Source organism: Pseudomonas sp. NPDC089407 (assembly GCF_044900445.1).
Lineage (GTDB): Bacteria > Pseudomonadota > Gammaproteobacteria > Pseudomonadales > Pseudomonadaceae > Aquipseudomonas.
Map to the genome: position 1 here is coordinate 14,562 of NZ_JBJDNB010000007.1, position 21,127 is coordinate 35,688.

Annotated in this window: 21 protein-coding genes and 1 tRNA gene; 1 reads left to right on the forward strand and 21 read right to left on the reverse strand. The window is 59.9% G+C overall.

The window, feature by feature from the left end; all coding sequences use genetic code 11:
- Positions 1-8 precede the first annotated feature (8 nt).
- The 21 genes from sctE to ACI2KG_RS07580 all read right to left on the reverse strand — a co-directional run bounded on the left by sctE (position 9) and on the right by ACI2KG_RS07580 (position 19,356).
- On the reverse strand, positions 9-1,766 hold the full coding sequence (sctE, locus tag ACI2KG_RS07480) for a type III secretion system translocon subunit SctE (protein ID WP_404661422.1): 1,758 nt from the start codon (positions 1,764-1,766) through the stop codon (positions 9-11).
- Positions 1,766-2,263, reverse strand: coding sequence for a type III secretion system translocator chaperone SicA (gene sicA / locus ACI2KG_RS07485; RefSeq protein WP_404661423.1), 498 nt, complete (start codon positions 2,261-2,263; stop codon positions 1,766-1,768). Before sicA ends, sctE begins: the two co-directional genes overlap by 1 nt.
- 129 nt (positions 2,264-2,392) lie before the next feature.
- Positions 2,393-3,424 (reverse strand): EscU/YscU/HrcU family type III secretion system export apparatus switch protein, encoded by a 1,032-nt coding sequence (locus ACI2KG_RS07490; protein ID WP_404661528.1) that lies wholly within the window; start codon positions 3,422-3,424, stop codon positions 2,393-2,395.
- 1 nt (position 3,425) lies between these two features.
- Positions 3,426-4,205 (reverse strand): type III secretion system export apparatus subunit SctT, encoded by a 780-nt coding sequence (sctT, locus tag ACI2KG_RS07495; protein WP_404661424.1) that lies wholly within the window; start codon positions 4,203-4,205, stop codon positions 3,426-3,428.
- A 6-nt stretch (positions 4,206-4,211) separates the two neighbouring features.
- Positions 4,212-4,466 carry an EscS/YscS/HrcS family type III secretion system export apparatus protein gene (locus ACI2KG_RS07500; protein ID WP_085621873.1) on the reverse strand — a complete coding sequence of 85 codons (255 nt, stop codon included), beginning with the start codon at positions 4,464-4,466 and terminating at the stop codon, positions 4,212-4,214.
- A gap of 9 nt (positions 4,467-4,475) precedes the next feature.
- Positions 4,476-5,138, reverse strand: coding sequence for an EscR/YscR/HrcR family type III secretion system export apparatus protein (locus ACI2KG_RS07505; RefSeq protein ID WP_404661425.1), 663 nt, complete (start codon positions 5,136-5,138; stop codon positions 4,476-4,478).
- Complete coding sequence (locus tag ACI2KG_RS07510) at positions 5,131-5,871, reverse strand: FliM/FliN family flagellar motor switch protein (RefSeq protein ID WP_404661426.1); 741 nt, start codon at positions 5,869-5,871, stop codon at positions 5,131-5,133. Before ACI2KG_RS07510 ends, ACI2KG_RS07505 begins: the two co-directional genes overlap by 8 nt.
- Before the next feature lie 164 nt (positions 5,872-6,035).
- Positions 6,036-6,881 carry a hypothetical protein gene (locus tag ACI2KG_RS07515; RefSeq protein ID WP_404661427.1) on the reverse strand — a complete coding sequence of 282 codons (846 nt, stop codon included), beginning with the start codon at positions 6,879-6,881 and terminating at the stop codon, positions 6,036-6,038.
- Between the two features lie 134 nt (positions 6,882-7,015).
- Entirely contained in the window at positions 7,016-7,471 is a 456-nt protein-coding gene (locus ACI2KG_RS07520) for a hypothetical protein (RefSeq protein ID WP_404661428.1), read from the reverse strand.
- Positions 7,455-8,741 (reverse strand): type III secretion system ATPase SctN, encoded by a 1,287-nt coding sequence (gene sctN, locus ACI2KG_RS07525; protein ID WP_404661429.1) that lies wholly within the window; start codon positions 8,739-8,741, stop codon positions 7,455-7,457. The genes ACI2KG_RS07520 and sctN overlap by 17 nt, the downstream gene beginning before the upstream one ends.
- Before the next feature lie 11 nt (positions 8,742-8,752).
- The gene (locus ACI2KG_RS07530) at positions 8,753-10,804 is read right to left on the reverse strand and encodes an EscV/YscV/HrcV family type III secretion system export apparatus protein (protein WP_404661430.1); all 2,052 of its coding nucleotides are present in this window, start codon (positions 10,802-10,804) and stop codon (positions 8,753-8,755) included.
- A 20-nt stretch (positions 10,805-10,824) separates the two neighbouring features.
- Positions 10,825-11,928 carry a type III secretion system gatekeeper subunit SctW gene (gene sctW, locus ACI2KG_RS07535; RefSeq protein ID WP_404661431.1) on the reverse strand — a complete coding sequence of 368 codons (1,104 nt, stop codon included), beginning with the start codon at positions 11,926-11,928 and terminating at the stop codon, positions 10,825-10,827.
- A gap of 1 nt (position 11,929) precedes the next feature.
- Positions 11,930-13,591: a type III secretion system outer membrane ring subunit SctC gene (gene sctC / locus ACI2KG_RS07540; RefSeq protein WP_404661432.1), complete on the reverse strand. Its 1,662-nt coding sequence runs from the start codon at positions 13,589-13,591 to the stop codon at positions 11,930-11,932.
- A gap of 4 nt (positions 13,592-13,595) precedes the next feature.
- On the reverse strand, positions 13,596-14,366 hold the full coding sequence (locus ACI2KG_RS07545) for a helix-turn-helix domain-containing protein (RefSeq protein WP_404661433.1): 771 nt from the start codon (positions 14,364-14,366) through the stop codon (positions 13,596-13,598).
- 267 nt (positions 14,367-14,633) lie between these two features.
- Positions 14,634-14,709, reverse strand: a tRNA-Gly gene (locus ACI2KG_RS07550).
- Positions 14,710-14,772: 63 nt separating this feature from the next.
- Entirely contained in the window at positions 14,773-15,333 is a 561-nt protein-coding gene (gene pgsA, locus ACI2KG_RS07555) for a CDP-diacylglycerol--glycerol-3-phosphate 3-phosphatidyltransferase (protein WP_016711578.1), read from the reverse strand.
- Between the two features lie 33 nt (positions 15,334-15,366).
- Positions 15,367-17,190 (reverse strand): excinuclease ABC subunit UvrC, encoded by a 1,824-nt coding sequence (uvrC, locus tag ACI2KG_RS07560; protein WP_404661434.1) that lies wholly within the window; start codon positions 17,188-17,190, stop codon positions 15,367-15,369.
- Positions 17,191-17,196: 6 nt separating this feature from the next.
- Positions 17,197-17,835, reverse strand: a complete 639-nt coding sequence (gene uvrY, locus ACI2KG_RS07565) for a UvrY/SirA/GacA family response regulator transcription factor (RefSeq protein ID WP_003251380.1) — start codon at positions 17,833-17,835, stop codon at positions 17,197-17,199.
- Between the two features lie 63 nt (positions 17,836-17,898).
- A complete protein-coding gene (locus ACI2KG_RS07570; RefSeq protein ID WP_404661435.1) occupies positions 17,899-18,288 on the reverse strand; it encodes a helix-turn-helix domain-containing protein in 390 nt (129 codons plus the stop codon).
- Positions 18,289-18,396: 108 nt separating this feature from the next.
- Entirely contained in the window at positions 18,397-18,828 is a 432-nt protein-coding gene (locus tag ACI2KG_RS07575) for a GNAT family N-acetyltransferase (RefSeq protein ID WP_404661436.1), read from the reverse strand.
- 141 nt (positions 18,829-18,969) lie between these two features.
- Positions 18,970-19,356 carry a DUF488 domain-containing protein gene (locus ACI2KG_RS07580; protein ID WP_404661437.1) on the reverse strand — a complete coding sequence of 129 codons (387 nt, stop codon included), beginning with the start codon at positions 19,354-19,356 and terminating at the stop codon, positions 18,970-18,972.
- 128 nt (positions 19,357-19,484) lie between these two features.
- Here ACI2KG_RS07580 and ACI2KG_RS07585 point away from each other — a divergent pair, with 128 nt between their 5' ends.
- A complete protein-coding gene (locus tag ACI2KG_RS07585) occupies positions 19,485-21,101 on the forward strand; it encodes an inorganic phosphate transporter (protein WP_404661438.1) in 1,617 nt (538 codons plus the stop codon).
- Positions 21,102-21,127 lie beyond the last annotated feature (26 nt).

Below are 21,127 nucleotides of genomic sequence, written 5' to 3' on the forward strand. Positions count from 1 at the left end.
GAATTGAACTAGATGTTGCGCGCCATGCTCAGGCTGGTGCTATTGATACTGTCCTGAATGCTGAAGGCTTTCTTGATGGCGTCATCCTTGGCCTTCATGGACTGATCGAAGAGTTGAACCATGTCGTTCAGGTAGTGTTTCAGCTCCTCAGAGATGACCTTGGCGAACTCAAGTTCAGCGAGGTGTTGCGCCGCGTTGCGCTGGTGAATGCCGGACTTGATTTCCAACGCAGACTGGGCGGCGATACCGCCCGTCTCTACGACTGCCACCGAAGCAGCCAGGCGTGATGCATACATACCCAGGGAGTTAGGATCCGACTTGAGACCAATGCTGGCCCGAGCCTTGGTCATGACACTGGAAAAACCATTGCTGACCGCCCGTGCGGCCTGCTTGAGCATATCTGGCGCCATCTTGTTGGCCAATTTGCCGAACATATTGCCCATCGCACTGGCGACCCGCCCGGCAGCGGACTTGCCAACGACCGCGACCACCACCAGTACTGCGACCATGGCCACGGCGCCAATGATCGCGCCCATGATCATCCCGGCCATCTCGGCAGAAGCCGCATCGATGCCGGCCTTTTTCAGAAGGTCCGCAATCCCTTTGCCGATGGCCTGAATCATCGGGCCGAGTATATTGTCCATCAGAGGCTTCATGGCCTTCTCCATGAACGACACCCCGGTCAGCTCCTTCACCAGCATATCTGCCGCCATCAAACCAACGCCGACAGCTGCCAGAGCCAGACTGGCGCCGCCCGTGAAGGCAGCCCCGACGACACTGACTACGGTCAGCACTGCGCCCAGAATCTTGCCGATACACCCAGCCGTCTTGCTGGCAGCTTCGGCTTTACGCACTTGTTCCAGGTGCTTTTCTGACTCCTTCTCCATGAACGCCTGACGCGCCGCCTGCATACTGCGGAACAGCTCCTGCTCCGCTTCAATCTTGGTTTCCGCGCTTTCGCCCAGCCACACTGCAACACTTGCCATCAACAGCACCATGGTCGCAGCCGCGTTTAGCTGTCTCTTCATGCCATCGAGTACCGCCGTGTCGACCAGCCCCGCGTCTTCCAACAACCCGGCCAGAGCCTCAGCCTTTATTGCAGCCTCACCCACCACCATGACTGCGGCCAGATACTCCGTCTTAACCTTGCTCAGTTGCTGTTGAGCACCGGCCAGCTTGCCTTGAGCCAGATCGCGGGCCGCCAGGGCTTTAGCATGCTCGGGAGTACCCGGCTCGGTCTGCCCCAGAGCCGATTCGGCATCGGCCAGCGCCCTTTGCGCGCTGTCGACATTAGCCTTGGCCTTCGCGAGCTCTTCCACGGATTTGCTCGCAGAGGCGACAGCCGCTTCTAATTCCGCCACCGCCTTAAGATAATTGTCTGACAACGCCTTGTTGCCATCAGCGCTGGCCTTGGCTATCGACTTGAGGACTTCCAAGCGCGACTTGATCGACTCCATGCTGACGTTACCCAACAAGCTGATGATCGAGGCCATTAACTGGGTGAACCTGTTTTCAGGCCCCATTTCCGCACGCTCAGCACCTGCCGCTGGCAAAGCCAGAATCGGCCTACCCAACGCAGCAGCATTACCACCTTGCGCCTGAGCGGTGTAGTTCACACTTTGCAGGTTGGCCAGCGCCGTATCGGCAGCGCGCTGATAGGCCCTGGTGTTGGCCGCACTACTCGCCGCTTCGGCGTAGCGTTCCCTGCTGGCCTGACGGGCCTGCGTTTCTGGAGATAGGCGTGAGTACAAAGCCCTGAAATCCATTAAAACTGTTCCTCCGAATGGTCAGCGTCTACGTTGCTCAACGCATCCAGGTATGCCTGGGCCTGCTCCCGCATACCCGGCTCCTGCACGCGCTCGATGACATACTCGAAACACAACTTGGCCTTACCGACTTTGCCCAGCGCCAGCTGGCATTGGCCGGTATAGAGCATTGGCCGGTAATCATGCTTGCCCTGGGCAAACGCCACGGCATACAGATCAACCGCTTTCTGGAAGTTCTGCTTGAGCTGATGCACCGCCGCTAAACCCATCCAGTACTGCGCGTTATAGAAGTCGTAGATACAGAGGAAATGGAAAAACTTTTCCGCATCGTCCAGCCGCCCCTGCTCATAGAATTCATAGGCAAAGGCGTAGAGGCCATCCATCTGCTCGGTACTGACCCCGTGCAGGTCCTTGAGCGATGCACCATCAAGTACGGCCTGCATCACCTGCTCGGCAATCCGGTCTTCTTCCTGCTCTGTGTGTTTTCGACTGCTCATGCCTGGTTACTCCTGAATGTTTCTTCAGCGGTGCTGACAAGGCTATTGAGCCAGTTGAGGGCGAGGGGCGCCGTCACAAAACGCTCATCGTGCGCCGCTCATACCTGCATGCGATTCACAGGGCGCCCATCAGGCCTGCTCGACCTGCTCGAGCCAGACCAGCAGCCGCAGAACGCTTTCGATTTCCTGCATCTGGATAAAGGTGTAGCGCTGATGGGTCTTGAAGATGCGTCTGGCCAGTGCAATGTCATTGATCACCGGCACGCCTACTTCAGCTGCGTATTTGCGCACGGCCAATGCGCGCTGGTTGGTTTCCATCAGTGAGATAAACGGCATCACGGTGACTTCCGGTCGGAAGTAGATCCCTACGGCGATATGCGTGGGGTTGGCGACAATCACGCGCGAACCACGAATGTCAGACTTGACCTGTTCGGATAACAGCTCCTGATGCAACTCGCGCCGCCGCCCCTTGATTTCAGGGTTGCCCTCCTGCTCCTTGTGCTCGCGCTTGACCGACTGCTTGTCCATCTTCAAGTCCTTGATGTACAGCCAGTACTCACACAGTGCATCGAGCAGGACGACCAGCAATATGCAGCCCAGAAAAGCCAGCACCAGCACCCGCAACAAATGCGCCCAGATCGGGAACAGGTCGACAGGTTGCGCATAGAGTTGTGCAAACAGTAAATGCCGCTGAGTCAGCCAGACCATCCAGAATGCGATCACGAAACTCCCCAGGTACAACAGGGCTTTAACGGCATCCTTCAGTGTTCTGAGACTGAACAGCTTTTTAAAACCGTTTATTGGGTTCAGTGCGCCGAAGTTCAGCTTCAGGGCCTCGCTGGCAATAGCCAGGCCGGTCTGCAACAACGTGGGCAAGGCGCTGGCGAGAAAGCACACGACGATCAGCGGCGCCACGACCTTAAGCATCAACACTCCGAGTTCGGCGGCATAACGCTGTTGATCGGCGGCGAAGCCCAAAGCGATGATCCGTCGATAACTCTCCATCACCTCCAGCAAGCTACCGGTGTTCGTCAGATAGAGAATTGCGCAGAGCATCAGGCAGGAACTGGAGAGATCCTTGGCCTTGAAGGTCTGGCCCTTTTTCGCTGCGTCACGACGCTTCTTGGCCGTGGGTTTTTCGGTTTTCGAGGCGCCGGACATATCAGCGGGCCTCCAGTAGCTCAGTCCAGTCCGCCAGCTGGTCCGGCTTGGTGGCCATGCGCAGTATTTCGTCAGGCAGGTGTGCACTGAAATACAGAATCAACACCAGTAACGCGATGGTGCCCTTGACCGTGAGCGACACCGAAAACGCGTTCATTTGCGGCGCAAAACGCGCCAGCAGGCCAAGCAGCGCCTCGGCGAGCAACAAGGTCGCCACGACCGGTGCGCTGATGATCAACGTTTTGCTGATCAACGGATCGAGCAGCCCCAGCAATGGCTGGATCCGCAATTCGCACCCGAGTACCGGTGAACAGAGTTGGTAGCTGCGGCTCAAGGTTTCCACCAGCAACCTCATACCGCCGCCCTCCAGGTAGATCACTGCCGCGAACAGTTGGAGAAAATTGGCCAATTCCGAGGTGTCGTCACCGTTGGCCGGGTCGACCGTGCTACTGAGCATTGCGCCGCGCTGGTTATCGATCAGGTTGCCCATGGCATGCAACACCCAGAACGGCCAGGCCAACAGGCAGCCGAGAATCACACCCACTCCGGCCTCTCGCAGCAATAATCCGTAGAAGCCAAGCGAGTCCAGACGAGGCAACGTGCCGGAGGTATAAGGCCACAGCGCCATGCCAACCAGGACAATCACGGCGTTTCGCGGTGCGCCGGTGAGCGCGCGGCTGTTCAGAAACGGCAACATGAAAAACACCGGCGCCAGGCGAGCGAAGCAAATCAACGCACCGGCCAACCAGCCATGCAGGTCAACAAAAAGGCTTATGTCCATCTAAATTTACTTCAGGGCCAGGCGCATGACTTCCCGACTGAAGCTCAGCAATGTCTCGCCATACCAGCCAGAAAGCAGAAACAGGCAGACCGACACCGCCAGCAGTTTGAAGCCGAAGGGCAAGGTTTGCTCCTGAAGCTGGGTCACGGTCTGGAACAGACCGATGAGTAAGCCCACCAGCGTGGCGACGATGATCGGCCAGGCGACCAGGATCAATATCAGGTACAAGGTTTTGTTGCCGGCAAACACCAGGTCATTCATCGCGCCGCCTCATTGAGCCAGGGACAGGTATTGCCCTACCAGTCCGGTAGAAAGCAGCGACCAGCCATCCAGCGCAACGAACAGCACCAGTTTGATAGGTACGGAGATGATCACCGGGCTCATCATCATCATGCCCAGGGCGAGCAAGATGCTGGAGACCACCAGATCGACGATGACGAAAGGCAGATACAGGTAGAAACCGATCTTGAAAGCGGCTTTGATTTCGCTCAGCGCATAGGCTGGCAGCAGCGCGAACAACGAGGGTTCCAGCGTTTCTTCAAACTCGACATCGACGGCGCTTGGGTCTTCGCGCGCGATCTGTGCCCGCTCGAAGAACTGGGCCAGGTCCGGGTCGGTGTACTTGGCCAGGTATTCGCGATAACCGCCTAGACCGTTATCGACAAACGCCACCACCGCATCGATGCGGTTGAAGTCCACACGGTTTTCCTTGTAATAGTCATAGCCTTGCTGCACCACGGGGCTCATGACAAACATGGCCAGCAACAGCGCAACGGCGTTGAGGGTCATGTTCGATGGCACCTGCTGCAGGCCCAGTGCGTTACGCACGATAACGAAGACGATCGAGAACTTGATGTAACAGGTGCCCGCGGCAATCAGGAATGGCAGCAACGAAGCCACTGCCAACAGCCCGATCATTGAAATGTCATTCATTACCCAGGCCCCGGCCCACCTCACGCAGTTCCACGCCCAGGCGATCGCCAAGCTGGACCAGCTCACCCAAGGCGATACGCTGGCCACCGACACGAACCTCGACGTTGCTCACGGCGCTAGCCTCCAGAGGCAGCACCTGGCCCTCGATGAACGCGTTGAGTGTAGCCATGCTCAGGGTGAGTTCGCCCAGTACGAATTCAAGTTTTACCGGCAGCTCCGATAGCACGCAGGGCGTGCTCGACGACAGGTTATCCGGGGGAGTGAGTTGCATGTGCAGACCTTCCTTCACAAGGGTGAACTGGCCGATACACAGATCGGCCATAAAGAGTTGTCGGGTTTGCTCGGCGATGACCAGCACATCGCCCCGCGCCAATGGCCGAGATGGCCAGCGAGGCAGTTCGCTGGTGCCGAGCACGATTCGCAGTGCCAGCGGCACTGCCTGCAACCAGGACTGCAGTGGGCGCGACGGCGCCTTGTGCCGGCTCGGGGCTTCCATGACCCACAAGTCGCCTTGGGGCGTTTTGATGCAGGGCAGGCCAGCCCCTTGCAGCGCCTCTCCCTGAATGAGCCTGAATTCGAACAAGCGCTGATAGCCCAGCAGGTCGGGCGCGATTTCGACGGGCCGGCTCACCGCCGAGAACAGGTCCAGAACCTCTTGGCCCGCGTTCGCCTGATACAGCCATTGCGACCATTGCGGCGCAACGGCCTGCACCCATTCGCATGCGCCGATCATGCCTTGCCAGACACCGTGGCAACCTTGTGCCCGGAAGGCTATGTAACGTGTCTGTGGCGACGGTTGGCTCACCCGTACAGGGTGCCCCTCGCGCTGCCAGCGAGCTACCGCCTGGCGCCGCTCATAATCTGGCAGCGCAACGCAGCGCAACAACAGAGTGGATATCACGCCTGTTGCTCTCCCCGCCCACTTCTACCTCCAGGCGCTTGACGGTTCTGCTCTTCGCCCTCCTCATCCGGTCGCTCATGACCGTGACGGGATTCATGCCCCTCCTGATCGGTCAATCGCCAGCGCGGATCCGGCGCCTGCGCCAGAGTTTCGCTCAAATGGCTAAAAACCAAGGCACTGTTTGGGTTGAGCAACAACTGTTCGGGGCTTTCGGCCCCCACCTTGCTGACCGTGATCAGACCAACAGCGTCACCTTTGCTGAAGGGCACCTGGAGGTAGTGCTTGGACTGGCTGGCGATACTGGCTGCAGGCGCCGAGTTCGCTTCAGGGGTCGCTTTGGCAGGCACCGCTACACGGGTTACATGGGTCAAAGGCCATGACTTTTCCAGCAAAGGCAATGGTTGCGCCGGCAATGCCTGATGGGTTTCCTGCTTCACCGGCCTATTGCCGGCAGCTTGATCGGCGGCCAAGAGCGCGCTGGCAACCGCCCTCTGATCGGGAACTTGCGTTCGCATGGCGAGTGGTACGCGGGTAGGCGACAAGGGCACTTTCTGCTCGGCCAAGGCATCGACGGCAACCTGACCGGGCATGGCGAGGACACTGGCAACGGACGCCTGTACAAGCACCTGCGCGGTGATCGGCAAGCGGTCAGCCAGCGCCAAGCGAGTGACCAATGCCGGCGCTGAAGGCACGGACGGCTGCTTCATGGGTAAATGCATCGGCTGATCCACCGATACTTTGGCCAACCTGGCGTCAGCCTCCACTCCCGCCCCCAAGCTCAGCGCTGCCAGCGATAACTTCAGCGGGCGTTCGGGCACTGGTTGCAATTGCTGCAGCAACATAAGCGCCCCCTGCGGCAACTCGTCCAGTGCACCGCGGTCTTCAGGTACTTGCGGTTGATCTTTATGGCCTGGCTCAACGCTGGGTAAAAGGTCCTTGACCAGACAAAGTGCCGCGGCAGGAGGTCTCATTGTGCTCATTTGCAAATCACCAATAGTTCATCAATGTCATTTTCTTCCTCGCGGCACCGACGTGAACGACGCTCGCTCAGCAAACGTTGCTCTAGCCTCCGGTACTTCAAATGCTTCTTCTGCAGTGCCTTGCGATGCTGTTGCAAACGCTCGACCCCTTGAGCCACCTCCTGGTGCTGGTCCATTACTCGGATGCGCTCCAAGGTCAGGTTACCGATCTGCCGCCGAATAACCGCCTGACGTCGCAACAGCGCCAGCAACTGCGCATGGCTCAAGCGCTGATTTTCGGGACGCTGGCTTTCCAAGAGCTCATTTAGCCCCTGAACCTGCTGCTCCATCGCCTGCAACTCGCGCTGTAGCGGCACCAATGCACGCAAGGCTTTATCCAGCCCGCGCTCACACGCCTGCTGCCGACGATCACTGAACGCCAGCAGGCGCCGCACGTTAGCCAAGGAGACCATGCAGGCTCTCCAGCGCGACCTGAGGTGCACATCCCTCATTCAAATCCTGGCAAAGCCACGCCATCAACGCATCGCGACAGGCCATGGCCTGATCGTTAGCGGCATTTTCCCCGGGTCGGTATTCCCCCAGGTCGAGCAATACCTGCAGCGCCTCGAGACGCGCCAATACCTTGCGGGTACTGGCCGCCAGTTGCTTAACATCGTGCCCGGTGACCTGATGCGCCACCCGGCTGGCGCTACGGAGCACATCGATTGCCGGGAAATGACCGCTGGCGGCCAACGTGCGGCTCAGGTAGATATGCCCGTCGAGAATGGAGCGAATTTCCTCGGCAATGGGGTCAGGCTCGTCTTCGCTTTCCATCAATACGGTGTAGAACGCGGTAATGCTGCCGTGAGCGGTCACGCCAGGACGTTCCAGCAAACGCGGCAGGGCGTCGAACACCGAAGCGGGATAACCGCGCCGCGCCGGTGCTTCCCCCGCCGCCAACGCGAGGTCGCGGCGAGCGCGGGCATAACGGCTCATGGAGTCAAGCATCAGCACCACCTGCCGGCCTTGATCACGAAAATATTCAGCGATTGCCGTTGCCTGTAACGCTGCGTTGCAGCGGTCAATCGAGGAGAAGTCCGAGGTCGCGTAGACCACCACGCACCGCGTGCATTTATCTGAATGACGCAACGTCTCGACAAACTCGGTGACCTCCCGCCCCCGCTCACCGATCAGCCCGATCACGAACACATCCGCTTCGCTGTGAGCGATCAGCATGTTCATCAATGAAGTCTTGCCTGAACCCGCCGCGGCAAAAATGCCGATGCGTTGGCCTATGCCACACGTGAGCAGGCCATCGATCGCCCGCACGCCGGTGGCCATCGGCCGGCTCACCGGGCGACGCTGGTGGTAGGCTGGTGGAGCAGCATCCACCGGGCAGTCGCGCCCCTCGAATGCATCGCCGGGGGCCAAACGTTCGACTATCCGCCCCTGAGGGTCGATCACGCTACCGAGCATGGCAGCGCTGCAATACAGGCTGAGCAAGGCACCGGTCGGTACAACCAGCGACTCGCGGGACAACCCTCGTGCATCCCCCAACAAGCTGAGCAGTACCGCATCGGGGCTGAAGCCGATCACTTGCGCCCGAGCGCTCACCGCCGCGTCACGCCAGTCGCCTCGCACCTCGCACACTTCGCCGATAACCACGTTGTGCAGTGCCGCTTCAAGCAGTGGACCGTTCAAGCGCAGCGGGTGGGCAGCACGGCGTTCCAGCGAGTGTTGCATAGCGCACCCTCCTAAAGGGTCTTGATCACTTTCACTGAAATGGCGTCGGAAATCTCGCCAAACGACACCACGTCCAGCTCCCGAAAACGGCCTTCAATCAGTTTCTTGATGTAGCGCCGCACATCCACTGAGGCCAGGATGACCATGTCTTTCTGAGGGATGTGCAGGCTATCGAGCCCGACGGCTAGCCGGTCCATGAGGTCTTCGCAGGCCGAGGGCTCCAGGTTGAGGAAGCTGCCGCCAGAGGTCTGGCGTATGCCCTTGCGCACCACGTCCTCGAACTCCGGCGAGAGCAGCAACACACGCAGGTCGTTGCCGTTGGCGAACTTGTTGCTGATGTAACGCGCCAGGCCGCCGCGCACGTGCTCGACCAGGGCAATCACGTCCTTCTCGCGCACGGCCCAGTGAGCCAGCGTTTCAAGAATCAGTTTCATGTTGCGCACCGAGATACGCTCGGCGACCAGACGCTGCAGCAGCTCCGCGACCTTCTGTACCGAGGCATGGCGATAGACCTCCTTGACCAGGTCCGGGTAGCGCGCTTCCATCTCGTCGAGCAGGACTTTGCTCTCCTGCACGCCGAAAAACTCCGAAATATTGCGCGCCAGCAGGGCCACCAGGCAGCGATAGAATTCGTCGTAAGCCGGACGTAACTGATGCCCCAGGTTTTGCAGCTTCTCCCGCTCGCTGCTGCGTACCCAGACGCTGGTTTGCCTATTGCTGTCGACACCCGTGGTCAGATCCAGCCCCAGATGCTCAAGCTCCGGCTTGTAATCGACAACACGTAGCAGATCGAAGTGGATATCGAACTGGTCTGCACGCACCTCGTTGATCAACACCGCGACTTGCCCCGGCGGCAGTGAGTCGGCACCACGCAATCGGGGTTCGGGGATGCGGATGCCGTAATCGATAAAGAACTGGCTACGAAAGCGCTCACACAATTGAGCCGCGCGCAGTTCTTCGACGCGGGGGCTTGGCACCAGCAGCATCAAGGCGACGGTTTCGGTGGCCATGTTGTCGACGTTCTCGATCAGGCCCAACCCACTGTCGGTATGTTCCGCTTCACGCGCCAAAGACGTGACGGAGGCAGTTCCCGAAGTTTTCTTCTCCAGCCGGTAGCGAAAGAACAACAACCCCACCAGCGCACTGGCGATGATCAGAAACACCGCAGCCGGGAAACCTGGCAGCGTCGCCACACCGACGGCCAGCAAGGCAGTGATACCCAGTACAAACGGATGCCCCAGCAGTTGGGTCATCATGTTGCGCCCCAGGTTGGCCTCGTCGCCGTTGACCCGGGTCACGATGAAGCCCGCACCGATGGCGATCAACAACGCCGGAATTTGCGCCACCAGGCCGTCACCGATAGTCAGCAACGTGTAGGTCGACAGCGCCTCGGACATGTCCATGCCCAGTTGCCCGACACCGATCGCGATCCCGCCGAGAAAGTTGACGAAAATAATGATGATCCCGGCAATCGCGTCGCCCTTGATGAACTTCATGGCGCCATCGAAGGATCCATACAATTGGCTTTCGCGCTCTAGCGTACTGCGCCGCTCACGCGCCTCCTTGGCATCGATGACACCGGCCTTCAGATCACCATCGATACTCATTTGCTTACCGGGCATGCCATCGAGGGAGAACCGCGCAGCCACTTCCGCAACGCGCTCGGACCCCTTGGTAATGACTATGAACTGCACGATGGTGACGATCGCGAAGATCACGAAACCCACCACCAGGCTGTCGCCAATCACGAACTCACCGAAAGACGCGATGATGTCGCCGGCATCAGCCTGCACTAGGATCAGCCGGCTGGTACTGATCGATAACGCCAGGCGGAACAGTGTGGTAATCAACAACAGTGCCGGAAAGGTGGAAAAACTCAGGATCCGTTCGATGTAGAACGAGCCCATGAAGACCAGAATCGCAATGACGATGTTCAGACCGATCAGGAAATCCACCAGCGGCGTTGGCAATGGAATGATCAGCATGGCGATGATCATCACCATCAGCGTGAGGATCAGCAGCTCGGGCCGAGAAATGACACTGCGCAAGAACTTGTCGAACATGATAAGTACAGACCTTCAAACTAAGAGGTGCAGCGAGCCACCAGCGCGGCATGCCGGCCAACGCTTTCATGGGCAAACAACCGATCGGCCAAGTGCGTGAATTGCTCGGCGATCCGCTGCAATGCCTCGTCATCGCCAAACAGTTCCAGCGGCAACGCCAGGCACATCAGCCGCAACAGTTGCAGCAGCTGCGCGCGCTCGTGGTGCGCAGTCAGCAATAATCGCTCCCCCAAAAGCCCCGACAGCAACTGGTCGAGCTCGTCGGGAAACTGCAACAGCCCCAACAGGAACACCAACCAATCCGGCTCGCTGGCGTTATGCCGGCAAACCAGCTGGTCTGCGAGCGCCCCCCGAATGAACACGATATCGACCGATCGCAGACGCTTGATATCACCCAGTTTTTTTAGCAACTGCCCAAACTCGTCGCGTGAACAGCTGGGGTCCTGGGCATCGATGTCCGTCAGTAGCGCAGCCTCGATGAATTCCAGCACCGAGCCTCGATGCTGATAGCCGTAGATGGCTACCCAGTCCTCATACGACTCGACCGGGCCGCCCTCAAACTCCAGGAACGAACGATAGGTGTCACGCAGCAAGGCCGCTCGCAATGCCAATGCCTTGCCGAACATCTTGGCTTTGAGTGCAGCGTTGATACCGGCCTTCAAGCGCTTGGGCGGCGACTGCACGAGCACCTGTTGCAGTAACGTTTCAAGACGCAGGCGAGTCGCCTCAGCCATGCCTTTTTCACGCAACAGTTCGCGCAGTACCAGCACCAGATCGCTGTCGTCGGGGAACAACCCCCGGGCCTGCGCCAGCAACCATTCGATGCTGCGCTCGGCAAGCTTGGCCAGTGACTGGACCTGCCGAGCCTTGGGAATCACATCTTCATCCAGAACCCGCTCGAAGCTCTCCGCCAAGCCTTCGAACTTGCTGCCGAAATCACCTCTACGGCGAAACTGCGAACGCAGAGAAGCTGCCATCTCATCGCTGTTCTCGACAAATCGCTGGACGTTGGCTGCCGGAGTAGCATCGTCGTCTGGCGCTTCAGTGACCTTTGCCTGGGGCTCGTTACTCTGAAGCGGGCGCGATATCTGCATGCGCAACGGCACCTGGCCAACAGCGGCCATATCAGCGCTCCAGCACGCGAAGCACCGCGTGGTCGGCCGGGTCTCGTGGCACAGTGCCGATCACCTGCGAACCAATCTGCATGGCGCTTGGCTCCAACGGGCTATCGAGCTCTTTGGGTTGAATCAGGAATACCCGAACCGTGTTGGATTGACGGGTCTGCCTATAGCTGAACATCCGCCCCAGATAAGGAATGTGCCCCAACACCGGAATACGCTTGATCACCTCTCCACTCTCGTCACGGGTGAAGCCGCCTACCAGCAGGCTTTTACCCCGTGGCACCCGAGCCACTGTACTGATACGCGTTCGGCCAACCGTCGGCAGCGCGTCGGTCCCTGACGACTGCTCGTTGGCCGACTCCACTACACTGCCGTCCTCGATGTTAAGTGCCATCTCGACTTCTCCGGACGCTGAAATCCGGGGCAAGACGCTGACCAAAGTACCGTAAGTGACGTGTTCAAGCTCAACGCTGCGCTCACCGATCAGTCGCGCATAGAACGTGCGGTTATTGTCAAAAATCGCCGGAACGTTTTCTTGAGTCAGCACAACCGGCCGCGAGACCACCCGTGCGCGGTTGTCGGTCTCCAGCGCTGAAATGGCAGCCATGAACGAAGCGCTATCCAGCGTGCTCAGCGAGCCGCCATTGAGCGATGCCGCCACCTTCGAGCCGACCTTGAACGATCCCTTCCAGTCGACGCCCAACTCATTGAGATCGTCTTTATGCAGATCGATGATCCACAGGGAGAGCTCGACATGACGCTTTGGCTCATCGAGCGCAGCGACCAGATTCTCGATAAAGTGCACCTGTTCCGGGAGCCCCTTGACCAACAGGCTGTTGGTATCGGGGTAGGCCACTACGCGGATATTGCCGGCAGCCAGATCGCGAGCGATGATCCGTGGCGCCGTCTTGTCGGTAGATGCGGATTCGAGGGCCCCCAACGCCTCTAACGGAACGTTCGGCATGCCATTCGGGCGCCCTTCGCCGTTCTTGTTGACCACTGCGTCGACACCACGGCTTTCGCTCTTGAGCAGCGTCTCGATAGCCGTCGCAATGCCCGGTACCGTGATGCTTTGGTCGCGCAGCTCGTACTTGCGATCTGCAACGAAGGTATTGCGCAGGTTGATAACGCCAATGCGCTGTTGCCCGAGTTGCAGGCCGGCACTTTGGTTGTCCATGAACTGCGCGGCCTGCGCCACCAGGTCGACATAGATCGGCGGACCAGAAATGTAAAAGGTCCGCAAGCCATCGTGACGCAGAGGGTATCGGGCATCGCGCAAACCGGAGCTGCGCAGGAAGGCGTCCAGCTTCTGCACAGTAATGGTATTGAGCGAAATAACAGCGCTTTTCGCTTCGGCCGCCTCATAGACATATAACGTCTGGCCATCGCTGTACCAGATCAGCGCCATTTGCCGAACAACACGCTCCAGCGTCTGCTGTGGTGCGACCAGCGAAAAATCGCCACTGATGGTGCGCCGAGCGGCTGCTTTGCTGAGAATGATCGGTTTATCCAAAGACGCTGACAGTGCATCGAAGAACGCACGCAGGCTCTCCTGACGCGCCACATAGCCCTCTCCAGTATGCACAGACGCAGCCACCGGAGCCGTCGGCAATACACAACAAAGCGCTAGCAAGGCCGCTCGCGGCCAAATACGTTTCACCATCATCACTTCATTCGCTCGAAAGGCGGGTGATATCGATCAAACTGCTCGGCGCAACGCCGACCAACTCTCGAATCTCTTTGGAAAAATGCGAGGAGGAGGCATAGCCAAACTCCAGGGCAACGTCCGTCAGGGACGCAGCACCTTCCGCCATGCTCAGGAGCGCTCGGGCGGTTCGCCACCCACGCAACTCGGGCTTGGCTGCACCACCCAGCGCTTGACGGCAAAGCCTTCTGAAGTGCGAGACCGACACGCCATACCGGCCAGCAAGGTCCTGGAGCTTTTCCCTGCCTGAACCTTGCTCCAACAAAAAACCGAGCAGCTGGTAACTCTCACTGCTGCGCAAATGACTGGCGAAAGCTCGGTAGGCCGCATCACCTTGCAACGCCAGGGTGAGGTACCAGGGCTCCAGCCCGGCGGCTGCTCGCCCCTGACTATCACCTTCGCTCAGTACGGCCCAGGGCTCGCTCCGGGCAGGTTGCCTCCCAGGCACGCCCCCCTGATCGATAAAAAACTGCAATTTGAAAAGGCTCATTTGCGACAAAGGCAGCACCCAGGCACTGCCACTGAGCACCTGCAACCCCGGGCGTAAAACCATTAAGCCCTGCCACCCAGGCTCCAGGCACAACAAGGCTGAACGCTCGCGGTGCGCCAGGCACAAAATGTCGCGACCATTGCGAATACGAAGAACGTGCTCACCCGACTTCGCAAGGGCACACCAATGCCCCAGGGTTACAGCCGAGTCCGGTCTTTCGCACGCGCCCACGTCAGCTACCGCCATCACAATCACCCGGAATGCATTCCCGGGCACTATGAGGAAGTTTCACAGGGCAATCTTGATGAGAAGCTGATGGCAAGTGCCGAAACGATGGGCACGCGCACCTATCAGGCTTGGAACCTGATACAGGACGGTTGAAGATACTTTTTGAAGGCGTAGGTCAAACGCCAGCCTGCACCGATGATCAGGGAGAGAGGTAAATTTCAGGCATAAAAAAAGAGGCCCTGAGGCCTCTTTTTTTGATCCCGGCGACGCAGCCGGGATCGAATTTGGAGCGGGAAACGAGACTCGAACTCGCGACCCCGACCTTGGCAAGGTCGTGCTCTACCAACTGAGCTATTCCCGCGTCGTGATGGGTGCCATTCTAGCGATTTCCGAAACCGAGTCAACCCCTTGATTCAAAAAACTTTTATTTCTGTTCCGAGCCTTCGCGCAGGTGCGGCCAGGCGGCCAGCAGGTAGTGCACCATCGACCACAGGGTCAGCCCCGCTGCCACCAGCAGCAAGCCATAACCGAGGATTACCCAGAACGTCACCGCCGGCGGGTTGGCCAGCAGAATCACCAGCGCCAGCATTTGCGCCGCGGTTTTCCATTTGCCCAGGTTGGACACCGCCACATGCGCCCGCGCGCCCAGCTCGGCCATCCACTCGCGCAACGCCGACACCACGATCTCGCGGCCGATGATTACCGCCGCCGGCAGGGTCAGCCAGAAGTTGGCGTGGGTCTGCACCAGCAGCACCAGGGCCACCGCCACCATCAGCTTGTCCGCCACCGGATCGAGGAAGGCGCCGAACGGCGTGCTCTGCTGCAGGCGACGCGCCAGGTAGCCGTCCAGCCAGTCGGTGGCGGCAGCAACGGCGAACACACTGCTGGCGGCCATGTAGCTCCAGTGATACGGCATGTAGAACAGCAGAATGAAAATCGGGATGAGCAGGACGCGTAGAACGGTGAGCAGGTTTGGAATATTCATCGGTACGACTGGCCGCAAGTTGAGCCCGGCATTCTACTCGCTATGCAGGCTGGCATAAATTGATTCGGCAAGCTTTTTACTGATGCCGGGGGCTTTGGCGATCTCATCGATACTGGCGCGGTTGAGCTCCTGCAAACCGCCGAAATGTTTCAGCAGGTCGCGCCGGCGCTTCGGCCCTACCCCGGCCACATCCTCCAGGCTCGACACCCGGCGGGCCTTACCACGGCGGGCGCGGTGGCCGGTGATGGCAAAACGGTGTGCTTCGTCGCGGATCTGCTGGATCAGGTGCAAGGCTGCAGAATCGCCCTTGAGGGTAAATTCGTGGTGCACGTCGTTCAGGTACAGGGTTTCGAAACCGGCCTTGCGCGTGACGCCCTTGGCTACCCCGAGCAGCGTAAGGTCGGTGAAACCCAGCTCCTGCATCACGTCGCGGGCCATGTTCAACTGGCCCTTGCCACCGTCCACCAGCAGCACGTCGGGCAGCTTTCCTTCACCGTCCTTGATGCGCCCGTAACGGCGGGTCAGCGCTTGGTGCATGGCGGCATAGTCGTCACCGGCAGTGACGCCTTCGATGTTGAAGCGCCGGTAGTCTGACTTCAGCGGGCCTTCGGGGCCGAACACCACGCAGCTGGCCACGGTGGCTTCGCCGCTGGAATGGCTGATGTCGTAGCATTCCAGGCGTTGCGGCACTTCGTCCAGGCCCAGCACTTCGGCCAGCGCCTCGAAACGCGCAGCCATGTGCTGGCGGTTGGCCAGGCGCGCATTCAGTGCCTGCTCGGCATTGGTTACGGCCAACTGCTGCCAGCGGGCGCGGGTGCCGCGTACCCGGTGGCTGATAGTCAGTTCGCGGCCACGCAGGGTGTGCAGTGCCTCGCTGATGGCGTCAAAGTCTTCGTGCACCACGTTGACGATCAGCTCGCCAGGCAGTTCGCGTTCGGCGTTGCCCAGGTAGTACTGCGAGAGGAACGCGGCCATGACCTCGGCCACCTCCTCCTCGATGCCGACCTGCGGGAAGAAGTTCTTGCTACCCAGTACCCGCCCGCCGCGCACGCTGATCAGGTGCACGCAGGCGCCACCCGGGTTGACGAAAGCCGCAATGACGTCGACATCGCCGCTGCCACCTTCGATGTATTGCTGGTCCTGCACACGGCGCAGCAGGGCAATCTGGTCGCGCAACTCGGCAGCCTTTTCGAAATCGAGGGCCATGGCGGCCTTTTCCATCTCGGCATTCAGCTCGTTGCCCAGTTGCTGGCTGCGGCCTTCCAGGAACATGACCGAGTGGCGCACGTCCTCGGCGTATTCCTCGGCACTGACCAGGTCGGTGCAGGGCCCTTTGCAGCGTTTTATCTGGTATTGCAGGCACGGCCGGGTACGGTTGGCGTAGTAGCTGTCCTCGCACTGGCGTACGGAAAAAGCCTTTTGCAGCAGGCTGAGGCTTTCGCGAATGGCACCGGCGCTGGGGTATGGGCCGAAATAGCGGCCCTTGGCCTTTTTCGCCCCACGGTGGATGCCCAGACGCGGGAACTCACCGTCGGACAAGAACACGTAAGGGTAGGACTTATCGTCGCGCAACAGGATGTTGTACGGCGGGCGCCATTCCTTGATCAGGTTCTGCTCCAGCAACAACGCCTCGGTTTCGTTGGCGGTGATGGTGGTTTCGACCTGGGCGATGCGCGCAACCAGCGCGGCAGTCTTGGGCGCCAGGCCGGTCTTGCGGAAATAGCTGGCAAGCCGCTTCTTCAGGTTCTTGGCCTTGCCCACGTAAAGCAGCCGGGCTTCGCCGTCGAACATCCGGTAAACGCCCGGGCGACCGCTGCAGGTCGCCAGGAATGCGCTGGCATCAAAGACTTGGGACATGAGGTTTTACAGGCTTGCGTCAACCATACCGTGGCGAACGGCCAGCAAGGTCAGTTCGACGTCGCTGGTGACCGAGAGTTTTTCAAAGATCCGATACCGGTAAGTATTGACGGTCTTGGGCGAGAGGCACAACTTGTCGGAGATGATCTGCACTTTCTGGCAGCCGACAATCATCAGGGCAATCTGGATTTCCCGCTCGGACAACGCGTCGAACGGCGAGCCCTGCGGCTGGAACGGTTTCAGCGCCAGTTGCTGGGCAATCTGCGGGCTGATGTAGCGCTGGCCGGCAAACGCCAGGCGGATCGCCTGGACCATTTCATCAAGGCCTGCGCCCTTGGTCAGGTAGCCAGCAGCGCCGGCTTGCAACAAGCGCGTGGGGAACGGGTCTTCCTCGCACACGGTCACGGCAACCACCTTGATGTCCGGGTGGCTGCGCAGCAGTTTACGGGTAGCCTCCAGGCCGCCGATGCCGGGCATTTTCACATCCATCAGCACCACGTCCGGTTTCAGCTCACGGGCCAGCTTGAGCGCCGACTCCCCCGAATCGCCCTCACCCACCACCTGCAGGCCATCGATGTCGGCCAGCATGCGTGTAATACCGGTTCGTACCAGATCGTGATCATCGACCACTAAGACCCTAATCAAGCACACACCTCGTCAACAGGGCGATTGGATCCCGCCACCTTAACAAAATTTTTCACGGTGGGCCTAACGCATTACCTCTGTAAGAAGCGTCTGACGCTCAAGTGTGAGAGGCCGCACTTTTTGTTGGGCTTTATCCTGGCTAACCAGGCGCCCGAGCAGGTGCCAGAGCGCCGCCTGATCGTCGAACGACAACTGCCGGAAAGCCCCCAGCAAACCGGACTCGTCCGCACTCAAACCCTCGAGCGGTGCCGGTGTGCGAATGCCACTGAGCACGTACAGCGCATCCACGCCCTTGGCCGCCAACGCTGCCAGATAATCGATCCGGGGCGTACGTTCGCCGCTTTCGTACTTGCCCTGGGCGTTGGGTTCGACCCCGCCAATATCACCAAATACGCGCTGGGTCATGCCCAGTCGCTCACGTTCTTCTCGCAATCGCGGACCGATTCCACTCATGGGCTGCTTTTCTTCCCTGACATTGTTCATGCACGACCGAAAGTGGTCTTAAATGTTTGGATCCACTATGCCCATGCGCTTTGACCGCGACAAGCCATCATTTCGCTATTAGCTGATTGCTCGCTGCATCCGCACGAAGCAATCGTCTTCACCCATTTCGACGAAGCCATGGCGCTGGTACAACAAGCGGGCCGGGTTGCTGCGGAACACCATCAGGCGCAACAACGGCAAGCGCCTCTGCCTGGCCCATAGCGCCAACTGTTCCAGCACCCAGCTGCCAACCCCGCGCCCACGGTGCTCGGGTAACAGGTGCAACTCGCGGATGAACAATGCCTGGCGGTCCTGGCTGAGGCTACAGAAGCCCAGCATGGTGTCGTCCTCAGTCACCAACCACTGCTCGCGCCAGCCCCACGCCTCGTCAAAGGCTTCCTCGATCCACAGCAGGTCGAACTCGCGGTAGTACGGCAGCATGGCCCGGCGGGTGAGGTTGCGGGCGAAGGTGCAGTGGCAGGCGGCGGCGGGGGTTAGCTTTAGTGACATCACACCTGTGCTCTCGGGTTTGGCAGGTCCGGCCCTATCGCCGGCAAGCCAGCTCCCACAGGTACAGCGGTAGTCTCGACGGCCTTGCCGTACCTGTGGGAGCTGGCTTGCCGGCGATAGGGCCAGTGCAACAAAAATCACTCACCGGGCATAACACACCGGCGAACTTCCAGGCCCACGCCTGTCCAGCTCGTCTTCCAACCAGTCAGCCAGTACCCGCGCATTGTTGTGCTCGGTATCCTTGCCAGCATAGAGCAGGGTCAGCCTCCCCTTCCCCGCCATGTCCAGCAGTGGATACCAATACTCCGGATGAGCGGCCAGCTCCTGCCGGTAGTGCTGGGTAAAACCGGCAAAATCGACCTCGCCCTGGTGAAACGCCTTACGCAATTGCGCCGAAGGTGCCACTTCTCGCAACCACTGCCCGTGCAGGTCTTCCTTGCGCTTGTTGCGCGGCCACAGGCGATCGACCAGCACGCGCTGGCCATCCTCCTTCGCCGCCGCGTCATAGACGCGCTTGCAGCAAATCATGACTATCTCCTGCCCTTACCGCCTGTCTTGAGCCTAGATAATTCATTGATCGAGGTCACGGTCGGGTTACCAATTGTTTCTATGCTCAAGGCCTTCGGCACTTTCGCCCAACGCCGACCGGAGCCCCCATGGCAACCCCGTCACTGGCCAGCCAGGCGCAACTGGCCCAATGCGATTCACGCCCACAACTTGGCCAGAAGCCCGGGCGCGCCACCTTGTTGCTGTTCTTCGGCCTGCTACTGGCCGGCATTGCCTACACCGCCTGGAGCCTCAAGCAAGACGTGACCGCCAGCGGCACAGTAATCACCACGGTCACACCCTTCCTGCTATTGGGCCTGGCGCTGCTGATTGCCCTGGGCTTTGAATTCGTCAATGGCTTTCATGACACCGCTAATGCGGTTGCCACGGTGATCTACACCCATTCGTTGCCGGCGCCGGTGGCCGTGGTGTGGTCCGGGCTGTGCAACTTCCTCGGGGTGCTGCTTTCCAGCGGCGCAGTGGCGTTCGGCATCATCGCGCTGTTGCCGGTCGAGCTGATTCTGCAGGTTGGCTCATCCGCCGGGTTTGCCATGGTCTTCGCCCTGTTGCTGGCGGCGATTATCTGGAACCTCGGCACCTGGTGGCTGGGCCTGCCGGCATCATCCTCGCACACCCTGATCGGTTCGATCATCGGCGTGGGCGTGGCCAATGCACTGATGCACGGGCGTGACGGCACCAGCGGCGTGGACTGGAGCCAGGCCAGCAAGGTCGGTTATGCCCTGTTGTTCTCCCCACTGATCGGGTTTGCCTGCGCTGCCCTGCTGCTGCTGGCCCTGCGCGCGCTGGTCAAGCGCAAGGCGCTGTACCAGGCGCCGGAAGGCCGGACCCCGCCGCCATGGTGGATCCGCTCTGTGTTGATCCTGACTTGCACCGGGGTGTCGTTTGCCCACGGTTCCAACGACGGCCAGAAAGGCATGGGCCTGATCATGCTGATCCTGGTCGGCACCCTGCCCATGGCGTATGCACTGAACAAGACCATGCCCAACGAGCAGGCCCTGCAGTTTTCCGCCGTCGCCGAGGTGACCCGCCAGGCGCTGGTACGCAGCGACCCGCATCCGGCACCGGCCGACCCGCGCCAGGTACTGACGCTGTTCATCGCCGCCCCCAAGGTCAGCCCGCAACTGGTACCGGCGCTGGCAGCGTTGACCGGGGTGATCGGCGAACAGGTCAAAGGCTATGGTTCGATCAAGCGCGTGCCAGCCGAAGCCATGGCCAACGTGCGCAATGACATGTACCTGACCAGCGAAGCCATCCGCCTGATCGAAAAAAACCGGCTGGTCGCGTTCGATGCCGACACCCGCGGCCAATTGCAACTGTTCAAGACCCAACTGGATGACGCCACGCGCTACATCCCGCTGTGGATAAAGGTTGCCGTGGCCATCGCGTTGGGGCTGGGTACCCTGGTGGGATGGCGGCGCATCGTGGTGACAGTGGGCGAGAAGATTGGCAAGACGCACCTCAGCTATGCACAAGGCGCTTCGGCCGAAGTGGTGGCGATGTGCACCATTGGCGCGGCGGATATGTTCGGGTTGCCGGTGTCGACGACACATGTACTGAGTTCCGGCGTGGCCGGGACCATGGTGGCCAATGGTTCGGGCGTTCAGAGGCGCACGCTGGTCAACCTGCTGATGGCCTGGGTACTGACCTTGCCGGCTGCAATGCTGTTGGCCGGCAGTTTGTACTGGTTGCTGAATCAGATTTTCTGATTTCGAATCTTGTGTTGCATTTACTG